The 21,461-nt window shown below is 51.3% G+C and carries 19 protein-coding genes; 1 reads left to right on the forward strand and 18 read right to left on the reverse strand.

The window, feature by feature from the left end:
• Positions 1-57 precede the first annotated feature (57 nt).
• The 15 genes from glyA to BBI15_RS12845 form a co-directional block, all read right to left on the reverse strand.
• On the reverse strand, positions 58-1,293 hold the full coding sequence (gene glyA, locus BBI15_RS12775) for a serine hydroxymethyltransferase (RefSeq protein ID WP_068870054.1): 1,236 nt from the start codon (positions 1,291-1,293) through the stop codon (positions 58-60).
• Complete coding sequence (locus BBI15_RS12780; protein WP_068870055.1) at positions 1,280-1,864, reverse strand: TIGR01440 family protein; 585 nt, start codon at positions 1,862-1,864, stop codon at positions 1,280-1,282. Before BBI15_RS12780 ends, glyA begins: the two co-directional genes overlap by 14 nt.
• 12 nt (positions 1,865-1,876) lie before the next feature.
• On the reverse strand, positions 1,877-2,314 hold the full coding sequence (rpiB, locus tag BBI15_RS12785) for a ribose 5-phosphate isomerase B (RefSeq protein WP_068870057.1): 438 nt from the start codon (positions 2,312-2,314) through the stop codon (positions 1,877-1,879).
• A 198-nt stretch (positions 2,315-2,512) separates the two neighbouring features.
• On the reverse strand, positions 2,513-2,947 hold the full coding sequence (locus BBI15_RS12790) for a low molecular weight protein arginine phosphatase (RefSeq protein ID WP_068870059.1): 435 nt from the start codon (positions 2,945-2,947) through the stop codon (positions 2,513-2,515).
• 1,004 nt (positions 2,948-3,951) lie between these two features.
• The gene (locus BBI15_RS12795; RefSeq protein WP_068870061.1) at positions 3,952-4,941 is read right to left on the reverse strand and encodes an L-threonylcarbamoyladenylate synthase; all 990 of its coding nucleotides are present in this window, start codon (positions 4,939-4,941) and stop codon (positions 3,952-3,954) included.
• Between the two features lie 88 nt (positions 4,942-5,029).
• Positions 5,030-5,905, reverse strand: coding sequence for a peptide chain release factor N(5)-glutamine methyltransferase (prmC, locus tag BBI15_RS12800; protein WP_068870063.1), 876 nt, complete (start codon positions 5,903-5,905; stop codon positions 5,030-5,032).
• Positions 5,892-6,971 (reverse strand): peptide chain release factor 1, encoded by a 1,080-nt coding sequence (prfA, locus tag BBI15_RS12805; RefSeq protein WP_068870064.1) that lies wholly within the window; start codon positions 6,969-6,971, stop codon positions 5,892-5,894. Before prfA ends, prmC begins: the two co-directional genes overlap by 14 nt.
• 295 nt (positions 6,972-7,266) lie before the next feature.
• Complete coding sequence (locus BBI15_RS12810) at positions 7,267-7,860, reverse strand: thymidine kinase (protein ID WP_068870066.1); 594 nt, start codon at positions 7,858-7,860, stop codon at positions 7,267-7,269.
• Positions 7,861-8,012: 152 nt separating this feature from the next.
• A complete protein-coding gene (gene rpmE / locus BBI15_RS12815; RefSeq protein WP_058382951.1) occupies positions 8,013-8,228 on the reverse strand; it encodes a 50S ribosomal protein L31 in 216 nt (71 codons plus the stop codon).
• Positions 8,229-8,378: 150 nt separating this feature from the next.
• Positions 8,379-9,662: a transcription termination factor Rho gene (rho, locus tag BBI15_RS12820; protein WP_068870068.1), complete on the reverse strand. Its 1,284-nt coding sequence runs from the start codon at positions 9,660-9,662 to the stop codon at positions 8,379-8,381.
• Between the two features lie 116 nt (positions 9,663-9,778).
• On the reverse strand, positions 9,779-10,744 hold the full coding sequence (gene glpX / locus BBI15_RS12825; protein WP_068870069.1) for a class II fructose-bisphosphatase: 966 nt from the start codon (positions 10,742-10,744) through the stop codon (positions 9,779-9,781).
• Positions 10,745-10,817: 73 nt separating this feature from the next.
• Positions 10,818-12,116, reverse strand: coding sequence for a UDP-N-acetylglucosamine 1-carboxyvinyltransferase (locus tag BBI15_RS12830; protein WP_068870071.1), 1,299 nt, complete (start codon positions 12,114-12,116; stop codon positions 10,818-10,820).
• A 26-nt stretch (positions 12,117-12,142) separates the two neighbouring features.
• A complete protein-coding gene (fsa, locus tag BBI15_RS12835) occupies positions 12,143-12,793 on the reverse strand; it encodes a fructose-6-phosphate aldolase (protein ID WP_068870073.1) in 651 nt (216 codons plus the stop codon).
• 55 nt (positions 12,794-12,848) lie between these two features.
• Positions 12,849-13,712, reverse strand: a complete 864-nt coding sequence (locus tag BBI15_RS12840) for a class II fructose-bisphosphate aldolase (protein ID WP_068870075.1) — start codon at positions 13,710-13,712, stop codon at positions 12,849-12,851.
• A gap of 87 nt (positions 13,713-13,799) precedes the next feature.
• Positions 13,800-14,159, reverse strand: a complete 360-nt coding sequence (locus BBI15_RS12845) for a response regulator (RefSeq protein WP_068870077.1) — start codon at positions 14,157-14,159, stop codon at positions 13,800-13,802.
• A gap of 69 nt (positions 14,160-14,228) precedes the next feature.
• On the opposite strand from BBI15_RS12845, the gene BBI15_RS12850 reads away from it, so the two are divergent.
• Positions 14,229-14,714 (forward strand): DUF2529 family protein, encoded by a 486-nt coding sequence (locus BBI15_RS12850; RefSeq protein WP_068870079.1) that lies wholly within the window; start codon positions 14,229-14,231, stop codon positions 14,712-14,714.
• Positions 14,715-14,810: 96 nt separating this feature from the next.
• On the opposite strand, the gene BBI15_RS12855 is transcribed toward BBI15_RS12850, so the two are convergent.
• The 3 genes from BBI15_RS12855 to icmF form a co-directional block, all read right to left on the reverse strand.
• Complete coding sequence (locus BBI15_RS12855; RefSeq protein WP_068870081.1) at positions 14,811-16,409, reverse strand: CTP synthase; 1,599 nt, start codon at positions 16,407-16,409, stop codon at positions 14,811-14,813.
• A 278-nt stretch (positions 16,410-16,687) separates the two neighbouring features.
• Positions 16,688-17,284 carry a DNA-directed RNA polymerase subunit delta gene (rpoE, locus tag BBI15_RS12860; RefSeq protein WP_068870083.1) on the reverse strand — a complete coding sequence of 199 codons (597 nt, stop codon included), beginning with the start codon at positions 17,282-17,284 and terminating at the stop codon, positions 16,688-16,690.
• 923 nt (positions 17,285-18,207) lie between these two features.
• Entirely contained in the window at positions 18,208-21,459 is a 3,252-nt protein-coding gene (gene icmF, locus BBI15_RS12865; protein WP_068870085.1) for a fused isobutyryl-CoA mutase/GTPase IcmF, read from the reverse strand.
• Positions 21,460-21,461: the final 2 nt, after the last annotated feature.

Raw genomic sequence — 21,461 nt, forward strand, 5'->3', positions numbered from 1 at the left:
CCGCCTATGCATGCGGCGGCTTTATTCATTTCTGTATTCATCTAGATAACCGGCTGCTTATTTATACAAAGGATGGGCAGCTGTCAATTTTGCTGTACGTTCAGCCGCTTCCTTCTTCACGGCTTCATCTTCAGGGTTTTTCAATAGTAGCGCCATGATTGAAGCGATTTCCTTCATTTCTTCCTCTTTGAAACCGCGGGAAGTGACAGCTGCCGTTCCGAGACGGATGCCGGATGTGACGAATGGGCTTTCCGGATCGAACGGGATGGTGTTTTTATTGGTCGTGATGCCGACTTCATCCAACAGATGTTCCGCGACTTTGCCCGTCAGGTTAAGCGAACGGAGATCAAGCAACAATAAGTGGTTGTCTGTTCCGCCGGAAACGATATCAACGCCTTCAGCCGTTAAGCTATCAGCCAAGACATTCGCATTTTTGACGACCTGGTCGATGTAATCTTTGAACTCTGGCTGCTGGGCTTCGCCGAAAGCGACAGCCTTCGCCGCGATAACGTGCATCAATGGGCCGCCCTGGATGCCAGGGAAGATGATTTTATCGATTTTCTTCGCAAATTCCTCTTTGCAAAGAATCAAGCCGCCGCGAGGGCCGCGTAACGTTTTATGGGTAGTGGAAGTAACAAAATGTGCATGAGGCACTGGATTCGGATGGGCACCGGTTGCAACAAGCCCTGCGATGTGCGCCATGTCGACCATCAGATACGCGCCGACTTCATCGGCGATTTCACGGAATTTCGCAAAATCCAATGTACGTGAGTAAGCACTGGCGCCGGCGACGATCATTTTCGGCTTGTGCTCAAGAGCAGCCTGTCGAACCGCTTCGTAATCAAGCAATTGCGTCTCTTTGTCGACGCCGTATTCGACGAAATTATACTGCATGCCGCTGAAGTTGACTTTGCTGCCGTGCGTCAAATGCCCGCCGTGGTTCAAGTTCATGCCAAGGACGGTATCGCCTTGTTCAAGCATCGCTGTGTATACAGCCATATTCGCCTGTGAACCTGAGTGTGGCTGGACGTTCGCATGCTCTGCGCCGAAAATCTCTTTCAAGCGGTCACGTGCGATATTTTCCACTACATCTACAAATTCACAACCGCCGTAATAGCGTTTGCCCGGATAGCCTTCTGCGTATTTATTGGTCAACACGGACCCTTGTGCGTCCATCACTGCCTGGGATACAAAGTTTTCCGATGCGATCAACTCGATATTCGCTTCCTGGCGTTCTTTTTCCGCATTCATTGCTTCATATACTGCCTGATCCTGAGCCTTAATCAATTCCATCTGTCTTTCCCTCCCGTGATTGAAGAACCTGGCGATCATAGCTCGCACGGATACCGCCGATCAATTTCGGCCGTGTCGTCGCACTCGATACGATCGCTTCCCCTATTAGTTTAACAGAAGTCCGCACCGGAACGGCGACTCTTTTTAAATGCATGCCGATCATCGTCTGCCCGATGTCCACTCCGGCGTGGGCAGCTATTTCCTCGACGACGACCGGGTCGTTCATAGTCATGAAGGCGTAAGCACTCATCGAGCCGCCTGCTTTCGCCACAGGCACCACCGATACCGGCTCCAATCCATAGCGTTCGGCAGCTGCCCGCTCAATCGTCAGCGCGCGGTTGATATGCTCGCAACCTTGAAACGCCAAAAATAACCCATGCCGCTCTGCGAACACGCGCAGCGGCTCATATAAGCTTTCCGCTATATCGAGCCCGCCACCTGTGCCGATGCGCTCACCGGCCACTTCAGAAGTCGAGCAGCCGACGACGAATAATTGGCCTTCCTTGAACGCAATCTGTTGCTCCAATTCGCTGAGAACTTCTTCAAGCTGCAACTGCCATAAGCTTTGCATGCTTACTCCTCCTTAGTTTTCGAGTGCGCTGATTTTCTGGACGCGGTTTTCGTGGCGCCCGCCTTCAAAATCGGTCGTCAGCCATGTTTTCGCAATTTCTTTCGCGAGGCCCGGCCCGATGACACGCTCGCCCATCGCGAGGACATTCGAATCGTTGTGTTCACGCGTCGCTTTTGCGCTGAATACGTCATGGACGAGTGCACAGCGGATGCCTTTCACCTTATTGGCGGAAATCGACATGCCGATCCCTGTGCCGCAAATCAAGATGCCTTTATCGAACTCGCCGCTTGCGACACCTTCCGCTACCGGTTGTGCATAATCCGGATAGTCGACGGAATCGTCCGTCTGCGGGCCGAAGTCCTTGTATTCAATGCCCATCTCGTTCAGTAGATTGACAATTTCCTTGCGCAGGTTATTGCCGCCGTGGTCTGAAGAAATCGCTATTTTCATGATTAACCCTCTTTTCGTTTTCATTTAGCGGGCAGCACCCAAATCAGCGCAGCCGCTTTTATTTAATTCTAACATTTTTGAACAGTTCCATGTTACTTCCTCATGCCCGGTTTCTGCAACTGTCATCCTTTTGCCAGGCAATCGAAAAAGAGCTGTCCCGAAGCACATGCATTTATGGCCTTGGTCAGCTCTCTTCCTTCACGCGATGCCTAATTGCTTTACCAGCTTATCGATCAATTGCTCCAGCTCCCGATATGTCCTGCGGTAATCATCGAGGGACCCGCCATATGGGTCGCTGATATCCCCCGTCGAGCCTTCCGCGAATTCCCTTACGGTGTGCAGCTTCGTCGCTACTTCCGGATAGTATTGCATGAGCGCCATCTTGTGTGAATGCGTCATCGTCAAAATCAATTCCGCCCATTCCACATCGCGCGGGTCCAGCGGCTTCGATACATGGTCGAATTCGATGGATTGCTCGCTCAATACTTTCTGTGCATTGGCTGACAACGGCGCTTGCCCAGCGAAAATCCCAGCCGAACGCGCTTCCACCCCGTCGATGGAACGGGTATGCACAATTGCTTCGGCCATCGGGCTGCGGCACGTATTCCCTGTGCAGACGAATAAAATCCTCATCCAATCCCCCCTTATCCAAGCTTCTGTGTCGCTGCCTTTTGCGTTCAGTGAACTCTCCAGATAGCGTGTGTCTGCCTATTATTATACCGCATTTCATCAAGCTATTGTATGGATGCGGATTGGGCTGTAATGTGCAGCAGTTTTTGTGGATAGCTGGACAGCTGGACTTGAGAGTTTGACGGATTGCTCAATGAAATTCGCTTCGCCAAGTAGCCGCCTCCCACTTTGGGCATGCCTCTTGCAATAAGCCAAGAAGATCACTTGTCTTATTGCGTCGGCTAGCCCGTGTGCGCGGTTCGGCTTTTAAATTCCACTGGATATTGCGTGCGAAGACATGTCACTGTTAATTGTTTTCATCCGCTGGAGGAGACGCTTAATGGGGCTTGATAGCGAGATGTGTTGTCTATTAAACATTTCATCACGAACTAGCCGCCTCTCGCTTGGGGCTGACCTCCCGCCATGAGCCAAGAAGAACACTTGTCTCATTGCTTCGGCTCGCCCTTGTGCGCGGTTCGGCTTTTAGATTTCATTGGATTTTTCATGTAAGAATTACCATTGTTAGTTGTTTTCATCCGCTGGTGGGGACGCCTAGCTAGACTTGATAGTTGTTAAGTCGCCAGAGCTATTCAATTTGGGCTTACGAAGCAGAACAAAAGTATTCCCACTAATGCCAGCGCCAGATGCATTTGACTTACTTTCTAAAACTAGAGATGGAGCGAAAAGGGGACGACGCCGGAGGGACAGCGCGGGTCTGGCGAGACAAATGTGTCGCGCTCTTTGCGGCACATTGGCTCGACGCCCGCCCCATTCCCGGGCAGCTGATAACGCGACGTCCTGTCGCTTCAGCTACATGACTCGCATCCTGCGAGCCCTAAGCGTGGCCCTTGGAGCGGAATCTCAATTCCTTTCTTTTTTCCACTTCCTCTCCCCTCAATTTTAAACAAAAAAACCACTGGAAATTTCCCAGTGGCCTTGCATGCTGTCATCTAATTCATTTGCTGGAGTCAGCTGAACCATTTATGGTCCGCCGCTTTTTCCAGGCGGTTCATCAGGGCAGCATCTTCATTTTCCGGCAATACGCAAGCCAAGATCAGATCAGCATCCGTCTGGTCACATTTCCGGAGGCTGTCGTATAACTTATCCACAGCGAGCGGGAAGCAATAATCCGCCGTTTCGAAATCTTCCCGGCTCAGTACGGCGATTTTCTTCTTCTTGCTATGGATATGGTCGATCGCTTTCTCGATCAGCTTCGTATTGTGCTCAATCAAGTAAAGTGGCGCTTGTGGTGCATAATGGGCATACTTCATGCCCGGTGATTTCGGTGTATTGCCTTTTGTCTCGGAAGATAGGCGGACAGTCCCGATCACTTCTTCCAATTGCTCTTTTGTCACTTGCCCAGGGCGCAAGATGACGGGAGGGGCGCTCGTCATGTCGAGCACCGTCGATTCGATGCCGACTTGTGTCGGCCCACCGTCCAGAATGAGCGGGATCTTGGTATTCATGTCAAAATAGACATGCTCAGCCAAGGTCGGACTCGGTTTTCCGCTCGTATTGGCACTTGGGGCTGCGACCGGCTGCTTCAAACGCTTCAATAAATTCAACGCAACGGGATGATTCGGCACGCGAATCCCTACCGTCGGCAAACCGGCTGTAACGTTAGAAGCAAAGGTATCCGGTTTCGCCTGCATGATCAACGTCAGTGCACCCGGCCAAAAAGCATCCATGCATTGCAGGGCTTTTTCCGGAACATCTTCGACATACTCCAAGGCGGTTTCTTTGGAATCCACATGAACAATCAATGGATTGTCGGTCGGTCGGCCTTTCGCTTCGAAAATTTTATCGACAGCGGTCGCGTTCATCGCATCCGCGCCCAAGCCGTAAACGGTTTCGGTCGGGAATGCCACGACTTCCCCTCCGCGGATGAAATCCACAGCTTGTGCATAACTTTCATCGTTGTTCACATGTTCATCCACAAGAATTGTTTTCGTTTCCACCTAAACATCTCCAGTACAATAAGGTTTTGGCGATAATATCCACATTTTGTGGATAACACCCCTTAACATCAGGCGATTTATACACAAATTACTCTAAAATACAAAATACCATGCGGTCGTGTTTGTTGATATCTTTCTTGCAATAGACACGGGCATCAGGCAAAGCTTTTTGGAATAATTCCGTGACAGCAGCGCCTTGGCTGCTGCCAATTTCCAACCCGATGATTCCTGGGCGGCTGATCAATCCTGGCACTTGCCCCGCCAATGTTTCATAGGCCGCGAGCCCGTTGCGATCCGCGAACAAAGCTTCATGCGGCTCGAATTCGCGGACAGTATCCGCTAGGCCTGAAGCTTCGTGATGCGCGATATACGGTGGATTGGACAGGATAATATCCCATTTTCTCCCCGCAAGCGGCGCCGCCATGTCCCCTTTCGTAAAATGGACATCCACATTCAAGATTTCGGCATTACGTTCAGCCATAAACAAGGCTTCCTCGGAAATATCCGTTGCCATCACTTCCGCTTCAGGCAATTCGCATTTCAAGGTAATCCCGATGACTCCGCTGCCTGTTCCGATATCAGCTGCCTGCACTTCTTCCGCGCCGAATAGCTCACGTTTTAACTTCAAGGTCTCTTCGATTAGTTCCTCTGTTTCTGGCCGTGGAATAAGGACGGCCGGCGAAACTTGGAAGGTTCTTCCATAAAACTGTTCAACGCCAGTTAAATGCTGTACCGGTACGCCTTCAATCAATTCTTCGATATTGGCCCAATAAGATGCAAATTGGCGATCCTCGATCTTATCGCGCATAGCAGCGACCAAACCGGAGTAATCCACTCCCAGTTCATGCTGCAGCAAAATGCGGGCAGGTGTTTCTTCACGGCCGTATCGCTTTAAATAGCTGGCCGCTTGTTCCAAGGCTTGATAGACGAATTCCACTGTCGTTAAGGTCTCAACTTTGTTCATTGTTCAAGCTCTCCATCCTCGTTGATTGTTCATCGATCACCAGGGCGTCAACAATTTCATCCATCTTGCCTTGCAGGATTTGGTCCAGCTTCTGGATAGTCAGTCCGATGCGGTGGTCCGTTACGCGGTTTTGGGGGAAGTTGTATGTGCGGATGCGCTCTGAACGGTCACCTGTACCGACAGCGGATTTACGCACGGAATCATACTCCGCCTGTGCTTCTTGCTGGAATTTTTCATAGACGCGGGCACGCAGCACTTTCATGGCGCTCGCTTTGTTCTTGATCTGGGATTTCTCGTCTTGGCAGGTAACGACAATATTCGTCGGCAAATGCGTCAAGCGCACCGCTGACATCGTTGTATTGACCGACTGTCCCCCAGCCCCCGATGAGGCGTAGGTGTCGACACGGATGTCATTATCGTGGATGTCGACTTCGACTTCTTCCACTTCCGGCAAACAAGCGACCGTCGCTGTCGAAGTATGGATGCGTCCGCCGGATTCGGTGGCAGGAACACGCTGTACGCGATGGGCACCGTTCTCGTATTTCAGTTTGGAATAAGCGCCTTTGCCGGTCACCATGAAGACCAGCTCTTTGAATCCGCCGATTTCCGTCGGGTTTGAGTCCATGATCTGGACTTTCCATCCATTGGCTTCCGCAAAACGCGAATACATCTTGAACAGGTCGCCTGCGAACAAGGCCGCTTCGTCGCCGCCCGCTGCTCCACGGATTTCCATGATGACGTTCTTATCATCGTTCGGGTCTTTCGGAATCAACAGGATGTGAAGGCGCTCTTCCAGTTCTTTTGAACGCCCTTCGAGTTCCGCGACTTCTTCTTTGACCATTTCACGCATATCGGCATCCATTTTTTCCTCAAACATGGCTTTGGAATCAGCCAACTGCGCCTGGACGTCCTTGTATTCACGATAAGTTTCCACAGTTTCCTGCAGTTCGGATTGTTCTTTGGAGTAATCCCGCAGCTTATTTGTATCGCTGACGATATCCGGGTCACTCAACATTTCGTTGAGACGGTCGTATCTGTCCTCGACAGACTGTAAACGGTCAAACATTGTTTTCACCTCTAGTTTCTTCTATATAAAGTTGATAATTCTCTGCATAAGATTTCATTGTTCCCGATATTCCGCGAAATAGCTGGCTTTCCGGGGGTGCTTGCACTGAACTAATTCGGGCCAGGCGCCCGAATGGATTTCAGTACTTCGCTAATCCCCCAGGAGTCTGCACTATTTAGCTCCATATCTTTTATCAGTAGATCCAATAAAAGTTTAAGTCCATTAACTTCTCGACATTTATGATTTGTTTATATAGAAAGCTCCTTTGCACCAATTGACGCTTTCTAAAATTAAATTATTCCGTAACCGTAACGCCGGCTGGGACTTCGTGGTGATGGCGGCAGCGCGGTTCGTAGGCTTCGGAAGCTCCGACTAGAATGATCGGGTCATCCGAACCGGCAGGCTTGCCGTCGATCAAGCGTTGCGTGCGGCTTGCGGGAGATCCGCAGACTGTGCAGACGGCCTGCAGCTTGGTCACTTGCTCTGCAATCGATAGAAGGGACGGCATCGGTCCGAACGGCACGCCGCGGAAATCCTGGTCCAGGCCTGCGACTATGACACGGAAGCCGTGATCGGCTAATTTTTGCACATGGTCGACGATTTCCATATCGAAGAATTGCGCTTCATCGATGGCGATAATATCGAATTCGTCGGTTATATAATCTTTCATTTCGCCCGAATGCCCAATCGGCAAGGCAATGACAGTGGTCCCGTTATGGGAAACGACCGCTTCCTCGCTGTAGCGGTTATCCAATTTCGGTTTGAATACCGCAATTTTCTGCTTGGCGAACTGCGCGCGGCGGATGCGGCGGATCAGTTCTTCCGATTTTCCGGAGAACATGCTGCCGCAGATCAACTCGACCCATCCGGTCTGTTTCATGACGTACATAGTGGAGACCCCTTTCAAACATTTGCTGTTAATATCATACCAAAAATAGCGGGTGTGCCTATCATTTTTCTGCTATGTAATTGCTTTTTTCGGTTCCTTAACAAAAAAAATACCCATCCGGCGTTTTCGCGACGGACGGGTATAATAGTGACTTAGTTGTTGATTTCTTCTTTGAGGCCGTATTTTTTGTTGAAACGGTCTACGCGGCCATCTGCAGCTGCGAATTTTTGACGTCCAGTATAGAATGGGTGACATTCTGAGCAAAGCTCAACGTTGATGTTCTCTTTTACTGAACCTGTTTCGAATGAGTTGCCGCATGAGCAAGTCACTGTTGCTTTTTTGTACTCTGGGTGAATACCTGTTTTCATAATATTTTCTCCTCCCGCCCTGAACCATCTGGAACAGAGTTTAATCTATTTTGCCTATTGCCTTACACGGCTCGTTAGGCCGTATATGCAATAGTACTATTTCGTTTCACTCTTATAATCATATCAAAACCTGAAGTTCTTTGCAAGCAATCAAATCGACTTTCGCGGGGTGCGCGATGGTTTCCCATCTCTCGGCAATTGGCTGAAGAACTCTTCGTTGGTCTTCGAGTTGCCGAGCTTCTTCATGAAACGTTCCGTGAAGTCAGGGGAATCCGAAAAGGTTTTGCGGATTGTCCATAGTTTATCAAGTTGTTCCGGAGCCATCAACAATTCTTCCTTGCGCGTGCCCGAGCGGCGGATGTCGAGCGCCGGGAAAATGCGGCGCTCGGCTAAGCTGCGGTCGAGATGCAGCTCCATATTGCCGGTTCCTTTGAACTCTTCATAGATGACTTCATCCATGCGCGATCCCGTGTCGACAAGTGCTGTCGCAAGAATCGTCAAGCTGCCGCCTTCTTCAATATTGCGTGCGGCACCGAAAAAGCGTTTCGGGCGGTGGAATGCGGCAGGGTCAATCCCGCCGGACAGCGTGCGGCCGCTCGGTGGAATGACTAGATTATAAGCACGCGCCAGCCGAGTGATCGAATCCATCAAGATGACGACATCGCGTTTATGTTCGACAAGGCGCATGGCGCGTTCGAGAACCAATTCGGCCACTTTGACATGGTTTTCAGGAACTTCATCGAAAGTCGAAGACACTACATCGGCGTCGACCGAGCGTTCGATATCCGTCACTTCTTCCGGCCGCTCATCGATCAATAGCACAATCAGTTCCGCTTCCGGATGGTTCGTCGTTACCGCATTGGCAATTTCCTTTAGCAACATCGTTTTTCCGGCTTTTGGCGGTGCAACAATCAAGCCGCGCTGGCCAAAGCCGACCGGGGATACGAGATCCATGATGCGTGTCGATAAATGTTCCGGCCCCGTTTCCAGGCGGATGTGGCGATCCGGATACAGTGGCGTCAAGCCTGGAAAATGGACGCGTTCTTTTGCGACTTCCGGGTCTTCGCCATTGACGGCTTCTACTTGGAGCAGCCCGAAATAGCGCTCATTCTCTTTTGGCGGTCGGACTTTCCCCGATACTTTATCGCCGTTTCTGAGGTCGAACCGGCGGATCTGGGAAGCGGAAATATAGATGTCCTGGGAACTTGGGGAATAATTGATCGGGCGCAGGAACCCAAAGCCTTCCGATTGGATGATTTCTAGGACGCCTTCCATGAAAAAGAAGCCTTCTTGTTCCGCACGGGTTTTCAGAATGGCGAAAATCAATTCTTTTTTCGTCAGTTTGCTGTAATTGTTCAGCTTGTATTCTTTTGCCAGGTTATAAAGCTCTTTGAGCGTCATATTTTCCAATGCAGAGATTGTCATCGTTGCCATCTAGTTGGACACCACACTTATCATTAGTTTCGAGATTTCTGGGGAATTTCACTTGTTCTGGAGTCATTAAAGAAGGAGCCCGGCATAATGCCGGACTCATTTTTGGAGTATGGAAATCAATCTTTCATGACGAGATCCGGTTTTTTCTTGAGGCTGTGGCGCCCTTCGACAAAACGAACCGTGCCGGATTTTGCACGCATGACCAAAGTATGGCTTTCAGCAAATGAACCTTTCAGCTGGACTCCGCGAAGAAGTTCTCCGTCCGTAATCCCTGTCGCCGCAAAGATGGCATCATCGCCTTTGACCAAATCATCCATCATCAATACTTTGTCGACATCAAGGCCCATATCGATGCAGCGCTGTCTTTCCTCTTCATCTTGAGGGACCAGCTTGCCTTGGAATTCACCGCCGAGGCATTTCAAGCCGACAGCAGAGATGACCCCTTCCGGAGCCCCGCCGATCCCGAACAGGATATCGACACCCGTTTGGTCGAAAGCCGTATTGATGGCGCCGGCGATATCACCGTCCGTAATCAATTTGATGCGTGCTCCCGCATCGCGGATTTCCTTGATGATCTGCGCGTGGCGCGGCCGGTCGATAATGGTGGCTACAACGTCTTCGATATCCTTGTTTTTCGCTTTAGCGACTGCGCGCAAATTATCGATGACCGGTGCATTGATGTCAATTTTGCCGACAGCTTCGGGACCGACCGCAATTTTATCCATATACATATCCGGTGCATTGAGCAGATTGCCCCGATCCGCGATGGCCAAAACGGCGATTGCATTCCAGCCGCCTGCAGCGACAATGTTCGTGCCTTCTACAGGGTCGACCGCAACGTCAACTTCAGGGCCATCGCCTGAACCAAGTTGCTCACCGATATAGAGCATCGGTGCTTCGTCCATTTCGCCTTCGCCAATGACGACGGTTCCACGCATCGGAATCGTGTCGAATACAGTGCGCATCGCTTCGGTAGCCGCATCATCCGCTTCATTTTTCAAACCGCGGCCCATCCACTTTGAAGAGGCGATTGCTGCCGCTTCTGTAATCCGCACTAACTCCATCGAAAGACTTCGTTCCATAATTCATTTTCCTCCGTTCAATCTTTGTATATGCCTTTTACATTGTAGCATATATGCAAATGCCGTTAGAGAGTCAATTCACTTCGGAACTGAGGTCGGACTTCCCGCTCGCCACCGGGTCGATCGTTTCCCGACGGATGTCGGCGCCAAGCCCGCGCAGCTTTTCGATGATGTTCGAATAGCCGCGTTCGATGTGATAGATTTCCCGCACTTCCGTTTCGCCTTCCGCCAGCAATCCGGCGATCACAAGTGCCGCGCCTGCGCGCAGGTCGGAGGCGACAACGGTCGCCGCATTCAGCGGTGTCGGCCCGGTAAGGATTGCAGCACGCCCTTCGACGCGCCCGACCGCGTTCATGCGGCGCAACTCATCGATGTGCTTGAAGCGCGCCGAGTAAATGGTGTCGGTGATCATCGAAGAGCCATGCGCTTGTGTCATCAAGACCGAGAACGGCTGCTGCAGGTCGGTTGCGAACCCTGGATAGACGAGGGTTTTCACATCGATCGGCTGCAAGTTCTCGGTTTTCGGGATATAGATCGATTCCTCGTCTTCCTGGACATCGACGCCCATTTCACGGAGCTTCGCCGTCAAGGCCTCCATATGGAAAGGTATGACGTTATCGATCGTCACGCCGTCGCCTGCAGCGGCTGCCATGATCATGAATGTGCCCGCTTCGATACGGTCAGGGATGATTGTGTGATTGGTACCGTGCAATTCATCCACGCCTTCGATGCGGATGACATTGGTGCCGGCGCCTTTGATTTTCGCGCCCATATTTGTGAGGAGAGTCGCGACATCGATGATCTCCGGCTCTTTCGCCGCATTTTCGATGACGGTCTGCCCTTTCGCGCGAACGGCCGCGAGCATGATATTGATTGTCGCGCCTACGCTGACGACATCCAGGTAGATTTTCGCGCCGCGCAATTCATCGGCACGCAAATAAATCGCCCCATGCTCATTGGTCACTTTCGCGCCAAGCGCTTCGAAGCCTTTAATGTGCTGGTCAATTGGGCGCGGCCCAAGGAAGCAGCCACCCGGCAAGCCGATTGCGGCGTGTTTGAAACGGCCGAGCATCGCTCCCATCATATAATAGGAAGCCCGTAATTTCTTGACGTTGCCGTTCGGCAGCGGCATGTCGACCATGTCAGTCGGGTCAATTTGCATGACGCCGTCTTCGAATGTGACGGAACCTCCAATTTCTTCCAAAATACTTTTCAATGTCCAAACATCGGAAATTTCCGGCAAGCCTTCAATCGATACTGGCGAATTCGCCAAAATCGAAGCCGGGATCAAAGCGACGGCACTGTTTTTAGCGCCATTGACTTTAATCGTTCCGGACAGGCGTTTGCCGCCTTTGATTTTATAAACGTCCATTGTATTTCTCCTTTTCCCTGTCAGCCTTATTTCACAGAGCGGGTTTCCCAATCGGCCAGGAATGCTTCGATGCCTTTATCCGTCAACGGATGCTTGAACATCATTTCAAGCACTTTCATCGGCATCGTGCCGATGTGCGCGCCGTTAAGCGCTGCTTCCGTCACGTGCTGCGGGTGGCGGATCGAAGCGGCGATGATTTCTGAATCGATGTCGTGGATCGCGAAAATCTCAGCGATCTGCGCAATCAAATCCATGCCGTTGTGCCCGATATCGTCCAGGCGCCCAAGGAACGGGGAAACATATGCTGCTCCGGCGCGTGCCGCTAGAAGTGCTTGGTTGGCGCTGAAGATCAAGGTGACATTGACTTTCTTGCCTTCGCCTGCAAGAACTGCACAAGCCTTCAAACCTTCCGGCGTCATCGGCAATTTCACTGTGATGTTCGGCGCAAGTTCAGCCAGTTCGCGGCCTTCTTTTATCATGCCTTCTGCATCAAGTGCGATGACTTCGCCGCTGATCGATCCGTCGACAAGGTCGGCGATTTCTTTCAAACGGTCATGGAACGAGACATTTTTCTCTTTTGCGACTAATGATGGGTTGGTCGTCACGCCCGAGAGAATGCCCCAGGAATGTGCTTCTTTAATTTCGTCAAAATTGGCTGTATCAATGAAAAATTTCATCTGTGGTTTCCTCCTGTATGTGGAAAAAGAGACGGATTCGCCTCTCTTGCCCGTTTTATGAATGTGCTTGCTGTGAACTTCCGAAATCGCGCATTTTCCCGATGACGGTCGCTTTGATCGCATCGCGCGCCGGCGTCAAGTATTTCCGTGGATCGTAGACATCTGCATCTGATGCCAATTTCTCACGGATTGCTTGTGTAGCGGCGATTTGGCTTTCTGTATTGACGTTGATCTTCGATGTGCCAAGTGACACCGCACGCTTGATGTCTTTCACCGGGATGCCCGTTCCGCCGTGTAAAACGAGCGGCACATCACAAAGCTGTGAAATTTCTTCCATCTCGGTGAATCCAAGGTTCGGTTCCCCTTTATACGGTCCGTGAACCGAGCCAAGCGCCGGCGCCAGGCAATCGATGCCTGTCTGTTCGACGAGCATCTGGCATTCTTTCGGATCTGCATAGATGACGCCTTCTGCGATAACATCGTCTTCCTGGCCGCCGACTATGCCCAATTCCGCTTCCACGGAAACGCCTCTAGCGTGTGCATACGCGACCACTTTCCGCGTAATTTCAACATTTTCTTCGAATGGATGATGCGAGGCATCGATCATGACCGATGTGAAACCTGCATCGATCGCTTCTTTGCATTTTTCAAAGCTGGAACCGTGATCCAAATGGATAGCGACCGGAACTGTAATATTGTAATCGTGCATCAGGCCTTTCACCATATGTACAACTGTCGTAAATCCGCCCATATAGCGTGCTGCACCTTCTGAGACGCCGCAGATGACCGGGGATTTTTCTTCCTCCGCCGCCTGCAGGATCGCTTGCGTAAATTCCAGGTTGTTCAAGTTAAATTGCCCGATGGCATAACCTTTTTGCTTACCTTTTATCATCATGTCTTTCATCGAAACCAATGGCATTACAATTCTTCCTCCTCAGGGTAGGCACAAGCCCAATATCTTTTTCACTATATCAAAAATGGCGCTGTTTCGCCACTCAGTGCCTATTTAACCGCCGATTGCCTCACGGACGGCATCGCGCAGTTCAAAAACATCGAAAGGCTTGGTGAAATAGCCCATGACGCCCCAGTTCATCGATTCTTCGATTACGCCCATTTCGCCGTAAGCCGTCATCATGATCACTTTACACTCATGATTGCGGCTCTTCAGCCGTTTCAGCAACTCGATACCGTCCATCCCGGGCATTTTCATGTCCATCAGCACGATATCGGGGCACCTGCTTTCAGTGAGCTCCAGCGCTTCCTTGCCGCTGCCCGCAATCCAGGTTTCGTATCCATCCCTCTCGAAAACTTCCTTCAATAACAGGCGGATGCCTTGTTGATCATCGACTATTAGAATCTTTTTCACATCTGCCACTCCTTTCCACCTTTTTCGAAGAGCAGCCCATCTGCTATACTCGTTTTGAGGTGAACCCATTTGAAAATATTGACGACACAATTGACCGGCTTGTTCCAGCGCATCGCTAAAGACGAGGAAGCCCTGGAGGATACGGCGCGCCTTCTCGCGCAAGCCGTCATCGGCGAAGGCCGCATCCATCTGGCTGCTTTCGGCGAACTCGAAGCGGTCGCAGCCGCTGCGTTGAATGGTCCTGAAATGTTCGAATCCGCAGTACGCTTTGACCCAGCCGCTGAATTGTCGACGGCCGACCGGGTATGGATACTGGCCCGGAAAGACGAAGGCGATTCCTTGGCGCAGGAACTTGCTGGCCGTTCCATTCCTTTTGCGATGCTGACAGCTGAGAGCCACGCCAATGAAGCGGCCCACGCTTTTCTATCGCTGAACATCGACAAGGGCCTGCTGCCGGGCGAAGACGGCGGGCGCATCGTGATTCCCCATGGGCTTGGCGCTTTGTATGCCTATCACGCGGTTAAAATAACAATGGATGAAATGCTCGCGGATTGACGAGCAGTTAAAAAGCCTTCCCTGGAATAGGGAAGGCTTTTTCCATCTGACTCGATGCCTGCCTTCCAGGAAATGAAGCGGCTTTTCATGTGTGGATTACCGGTTGTCCAATGATGCGCGAACAAACTCGCGGAACAATGGTTGCGGTCGGTTCGGGCGCGAGATGAATTCCGGGTGGAACTGGCATGCGACAAACCATGGGTGGTCTTCGACTTCGACGATTTCGACGAGGCGGCCATCAGGGCTCGTGCCTGTGAACTTGAAGCCGGCTTTTTCGAACTGCTCGCGGAATTCATTGTTGAACTCGTAGCGATGGCGGTGTCTTTCGTACACAAGCTCTTCCCCGTATGCTTCATACGCTTTCGAAGTCTTATCGAGCTTCGCTGGGTACAAGCCAAGGCGCAATGTGCCGCCCAAATCTTCGATGTCTTTTTGCTCTGGCAGCAAATCGATGACCGGATACAAAGTTTTCGGGTCCAGTTCAGACGAATGCGCACCGTCCAAGTTCATGATATTGCGTGCGAATTCCACAGAAGCGAGCTGCATGCCGAGGCAGATACCGAAGAACGGCACCTTATTCTCGCGTGCATATTGCGTTGCAAGGACCTTCCCTTCCACGCCACGGTCGCCGAAGCCGCCTGGCACGAGGATGCCGTCGCAATCCTTGAGCGTTTCAGCCACGTTCTCTGCATCGACATGCTCTGCGTTGATCCAGTCCACTTCAATATCTGAATCGAATGCGAACCCGGCATGTTTCAATGATTCCACGACGGAAATATACGCATCCTGCAGTTCCACGTATTTACCGACAAGACCGATTTTCACGGATTTCTTCAAGGATTTCACTTTCTCGACGAGGCCGTTCCATTCTGTCATATCCGCTTCCGGTGCTTCGATGCCGAAGTGATCCAGTACGATCTGGTCCATGTGCTGCTCCTGCAAACGAAGCGGCATTTCATAAATGACATCGACATCGCGGGACTCGATGACTTCTTCGGATTTAATGTCGCAGAACAACGCGATTTTGTCTTTCATGTCTTGAGGCACTGGATATTCCGTGCGCACCACGATCAAGTTTGGCTGGATGCCAAGGCTGCGTAATTCTTTTACGCTGTGTTGTGTCGGTTTCGTTTTCATTTCTTTTGCAGCGCCGAGGTAAGGGATCAAGGTACAGTGGATGTACATGACTTCTTCGCGGCCAAGGTCCGAACGCATTTGGCGGATCGCTTCGAGGAATGGCAGCGATTCGATGTCGCCGACCGTTCCGCCGATTTCCGTGATGACCACATCGGCTTGAGCTGTTTTCGCCGCACGCAATAAGCGGTCCTTGATTTCATTCGTGATATGCGGGATGACTTGGACCGTTCCGCCCAAATAATCGCCCCGGCGCTCTTTCTGGATGACCGTCGAGTAGACTTTCCCCGTCGTCACGTTCGAATACTTGTTCAAGTTGATATCGATGAAGCGCTCGTAATGGCCAAGGTCCAGATCCGTTTCCGCGCCGTCGTCGGTAACGAATACTTCTCCGTGCTGGTAAGGGCTCATCGTGCCCGGGTCAATATTGATGTATGGGTCGAATTTCTGGATCGTGACGCTAAGCCCGCGGTTTTTCAGCAAGCGCCCAAGAGAAGCGGCCGTGATGCCTTTCCCTAATGATGAAACGACGCCACCTGTTACGAATATATACTTTGTCATGCTCTGTTTCCTCCTCGAGTAATGAAATGAAATGCGATCGTTCTCCAACTTGCAGTCCCGAATCGTGTTCAGCCAGAAAAAGCTTCGGCCATCCAAAAGAGCGGATGGCACGGGTGATTTGCCGCCGTTTTGGCAGCACTAAAAAAATAAAAAGCGCCCCTCCTGCAAAGCATGCAGGGGGAGCGCGTTAGCTATACGAATCATCTCTCCTATTTTAAGGAGCCCAGTAAAATCTTATCCTGTACAGCCGTTTCCGTCAAGGTGAAAAAAAGTTCAGACTACTTCAGCCCATCCTCATCTTCTTCGTCGTCTTCTTCATCGATGATATTGCCATCGAGGTCTTCTACGAGCACGCCGACATCTTCCACTTCGTCGACATCGTCATCGTCATCGGCTGCATCGTAATCCAGATCAACGACCGGTGCTTTGACAGACGCTTCGTCGTCATCATCGTCGTCATCGTCATCATCCGAAGAAACGTCGCCATCATCTTCGCCGAAGTCTTCGAAGTCCAATTCATCTTCGAGTTCAAGGTCCAAGTCGTCGAAATCATCGTCTGCCGTTTTCGATTTCTTTTTCTTGCGGGCTTTGACCGTCGGTGCAGATTCTTCCTCAATCTGTTCTACCGGGTACCACTCGCGAAGGCCCCAGCGGTTTTCGCCAAGGATCAGGAAGCGGCCATCGATGTTCATGTCCGTATAGTACTGGGCAAGATGCGTTTTCATCTCTTCTTCGGAGAGGCCGATCAATTGCTGCAATTCAGCGACAAGCTCTGAAAAAGTTTTCGTTTCTTTCGTTTCTTCCAAAATGGCATATGTTAAGTCGACGAACGACTCTTCTAGCAATTCTTCTTTCGTTAATTCACGGATGTTCATTCGTGCACGTCCCTTCTTGTATCGTAACTCTATCCATTATATACAAAGTCCTTGCTGTCCGCTACCGGGATTTCTTTTTTCTGCGCATAAGCTGGTCCCACCCGAAATAGAAGAAGTAGGCGGACAGGATTAAAAACGGTATCGAGCCGAGCGCCCTGTTGTACAGGACAATAAGCAGCACGACCGCTACTATGATAATGGCGTAATGGGCAGCTTTGGGCATGGCGTCATCCATCTCTTTTCTCTAGAGTTTCAACTTCTCTCATTATAACGGACTTGCACCGCCAAATCGACCGAAGTGCCGGATGATTCCATTTGTTGCTGTTGTGATGAATGAAATGTGTCGAGCACTGGATGTAGGAAATACTAAGTAGAAGAGATTGCGCTTCAAGGGGACGCTTTCTGAGGGAGCCGGCTTCAGCCGCTTCCCTCGCTAGCGCTCAGTCCAGGGTCTTCAGCTCGTCCTGATCCCTCCAGAGTCGCCCCTTTTCGCTCCATCTCTAGTATGAGAGAAGAATTGAAATTTGTCTCTCTATGAATTAAGCTTCAACAACTTCAATCTACTTCGTAAATTCAAATTGAACAGATAAAAAGCATATCTGAAATTTTCAGGTCCAACTAAGCGTGGCCACCCGCGGATGAAGTCAACTAACAGCGACACTTCCTCGCATGCAAAGTATAGTGAAATCTATTAGCCGAACCGCGCACAAACCCGTGCTCAAGCATCGCAGAAAAACCGTTGCTCCCACACCTGCGAGCAGATGAATGGGCTCATTGCGGGAGGCGGCTCATTCGTGATGAAACAATCAACGAACCACCCATCTCGCTCACTTCTCCACACCCAGTCTAGCTAAGCACGAATGAAAGCTCATGCTCAAGCAAAAAAAATCCCCTTGCCCGGTTAAAGGCAAGGGAATTGGAGCTTACATATTTCTGCGGTACTGGCCGCCTACTTCGTAAAGGGCTGAGGTGATCTGGCCAAGGCTTGCGACTTTGACGGTCTCCATCAGTTCTTCGAAGATATTGCCGCCTTCTTTCGCGACTTTCTTCAAGCGCTCTAACGCTTCGTCCGAAGGGTTGCGCTCCTGGAACGCGCGCAAGTTGTTGATTTGCGTTTCTTTCTCTTCTTTCGTTGCACGGGCGATTTCCATCGCGTTGATGTCATCGTCCGATTGCGGGTTCGGGTTCAAATAGGTGTTGACCCCGATGATCGGCAATTCGCCGGTATGTTTCTTCATTTCGTAATGCATGGATTCTTCCTGGATCTTGCCGCGCTGGTATTGGGTTTCCATCGCGCCCAGCACTCCGCCGCGGTCGTTAATGCGGTCGAATTCCGCCAAGACAGCCTCTTCGACAAGCTGCGTCAATTCTTCGACCACGAAAGCGCCTTGCAGCGGGTTTTCGTTTTTCGACAATCCGTGCTCTTTCGTAATGATCATCTGGATGGCCATCGCGCGGCGTACGGATTCTTCTGTCGGCGTCGTGATCGCTTCGTCATATGCGTTCGTATGAAGCGAGTTGCAATTATCTTGAAGCGCCATCAAGGCTTGCAAAGTCGTACGGATATCGTTGAAATCGATTTCCTGTGCATGGAGGCTTCGGCCCGATGTCTGGACGTGGTATTTCAGTTTCTGGCTGCGTTCGTTTGCGCCGTATTTATCGCGCATGACAATTGCCCAAATGCGGCGAGCGACGCGCCCGATGACCGTATACTCCGGATCCAGACCGTTCGAGAAGAAGAACGATAGGTTCGGCGCGAAATCGTCGATGTGCATGCCGCGGCTTAAATAATACTCAACATAGGTGAAGCCGTTCGACAAGGTGAACGCCAATTGGGAAATCGGGTTCGCGCCAGCTTCTGCAATATGGTAGCCCGAAATCGACACAGAGTAGTAATTGCGCACTTTGTGGTCGATGAAGTATTGCTGGATATCGCCCATCATGCGCAGTGCGAATTCCGTCGAGAAGATGCATGTGTTCTGCCCTTGGTCCTCTTTCAGGATATCCGCTTGGACTGTTCCGCGGACCACTTGCAGCGTCCCTTCACGCACTTCGGTGAATTCTTCGACCGTCAATGTGCGGCCGAGTTCTTCTTCGCGTTTTTTCACTTGCTGGTCGATGGCCGTGTTCATGAACATCGCCAGGATGATCGGCGCCGGCCCGTTGATTGTCATCGAAACGGAAGTCGACGGCGCACACAGGTCAAAACCGTCATACAATTTCTTCATGTCTTCCAGTGTACAGATGGAAACGCCTGATTCCCCGACCTTTCCGTAGATGTCCGGGCGGTAATCCGGGTCTTCGCCGTACAGCGTGACGGAATCGAATGCCGTCGATAAGCGTTTCGCTTCGTCACCTTTGGATAGGTAATGGAATCTTCTGTTCGTGCGTTCCGGCGTGCCTTCTCCCGCAAACTGGCGCTTTGGATCTTCACCCGCGCGTTTGAACGGGAAGACGCCTGCCGTATACGGGAACGAGCCCGGTACGTTTTCTGCATAGACCCAGCGGAGGATTTCGCCGTAATCCTTGAATTTCGGCAAGGCCACTCTCGGCACTTTGATGCCGGACAAGCTTTCTGTCCGCAGCAATGTGCGAAGTTCCTTGTCACGGACTTTCGTGACCAATTCATCGCCCGCATAATCTTCCTGAAGGGAATTCCAGTTATCGAGGATGCGTTTCGATTCAGCCGTCAGTTCATCGCGCACGCCTTGTGCGAGCGATTCCAGGGACTGGACAAGTGCATCATCCGGCGCGTTTTTCCGGACTTCTTCAATCGCGCCTTCGAGCTGGAACAAACGGCGTGCGAATGCGGCCTGCTCTGCGCTTCTCGCATGGTAACCGCGAACGGAATCCGTAATTTCACGCAAATAATAGCGGCGGTCATTCGGGATGATGAGGTTTTCTTTCTGCGTCTTGGCGAAAGCTTCATAGCTCGTTTCCCAGTCCATGCCGCATTTCTTGTTGACGGTCGCAACGAGCGCTGCGAACAGGGCATTGGTGCCTTTGTCGTTAAACTGGCTTGCGATCGTGCCGTAGACCGGCATGTCATCCAGATCGTTATCCCACAGGAGATGGCTGCGCTGGTATTGTTTTTGGACTTGGCGCAATGCATCTTCCGACCCTTTGCGCTCGTATTTATTGATGACAATCAAATCGGCGTAATCGATCATGTCGATTTTTTCGAGCTGTGTCGGCGCGCCGAATTCACTGGTCATGACGTACATCGACACATCGGAAATGCCGGCGATCTCTGCATCGCCCTGCCCGATGCCGCTCGTTTCCACGACGATCAAGTCGAATCCTGCCGCTCTTACGACATCGAGGACGTCGCCGATCGCAGCGGATAATTCCGTTCTGGAGCCACGCGTGGCCAGGCTTCTCATGAATACGCGCTTATTGAAGATGGCGTTCATGCGGATGCGGTCGCCAAGAAGTGCCCCGCCCGTCTTTTGTTTTGTCGGGTCGATCGACAGGATAGCGATTTTCTTGTCGGGAAGCTCAGTCAGGAAGCGGCGGATCAATTCATCCGTCAGGGAGCTTTTCCCGGCCCCGCCTGTTCCGGTAATCCCGAGAACCGGCGTGTTTTTCGATTTTTCGCGGACCGCTTTCATCAAGTCGCCCGTATCGAGATTTCGCGTATGCGCTTCTTCGGCTGTCGTGATGATGTTGGCTAGCGCCACCGGGTTTTCAGCCGATAACCCATCCAGCGATACATCTTCTTTCGCCGTCGAAAAATCGCATTCCTCCACGATTTCCGCGATCATGCCCTGCAAGCCCTTTTTGCGGCCGTCTTCAGGAGAGAAGATGCCGGCAATTCCGTAATCTTCGAGTTCACGGATTTCACGCGGCAAGATGACCCCTCCGCCGCCGCCGTAAATGCGGATATGCCCTGCCCCGCGCTCTTGGAGCAAGTCGTACATGTATTTGAAATATTCCACGTGGCCGCCTTGGTAAGAAGAAATCGCGATTCCCTGGACATCTTCCTGGATTGCCGCATTGACGACTTCCTCCACGGAACGGTTATGCCCGAGGTGGATTACTTCGACGCCATTTGCCTGCAAGATCCGGCGCATGATATTGATCGATGCATCGTGGCCATCGAAAAGACTCGATGCCGTGACGAACCGGATATGGTGCTTCGGCTGATAAGTAGTGTTTTCCTGTATAGTAGCCATTA

Source organism: Planococcus plakortidis, from assembly GCF_001687605.2.
Lineage (GTDB): Bacteria > Bacillota > Bacilli > Bacillales_A > Planococcaceae > Planococcus > Planococcus plakortidis.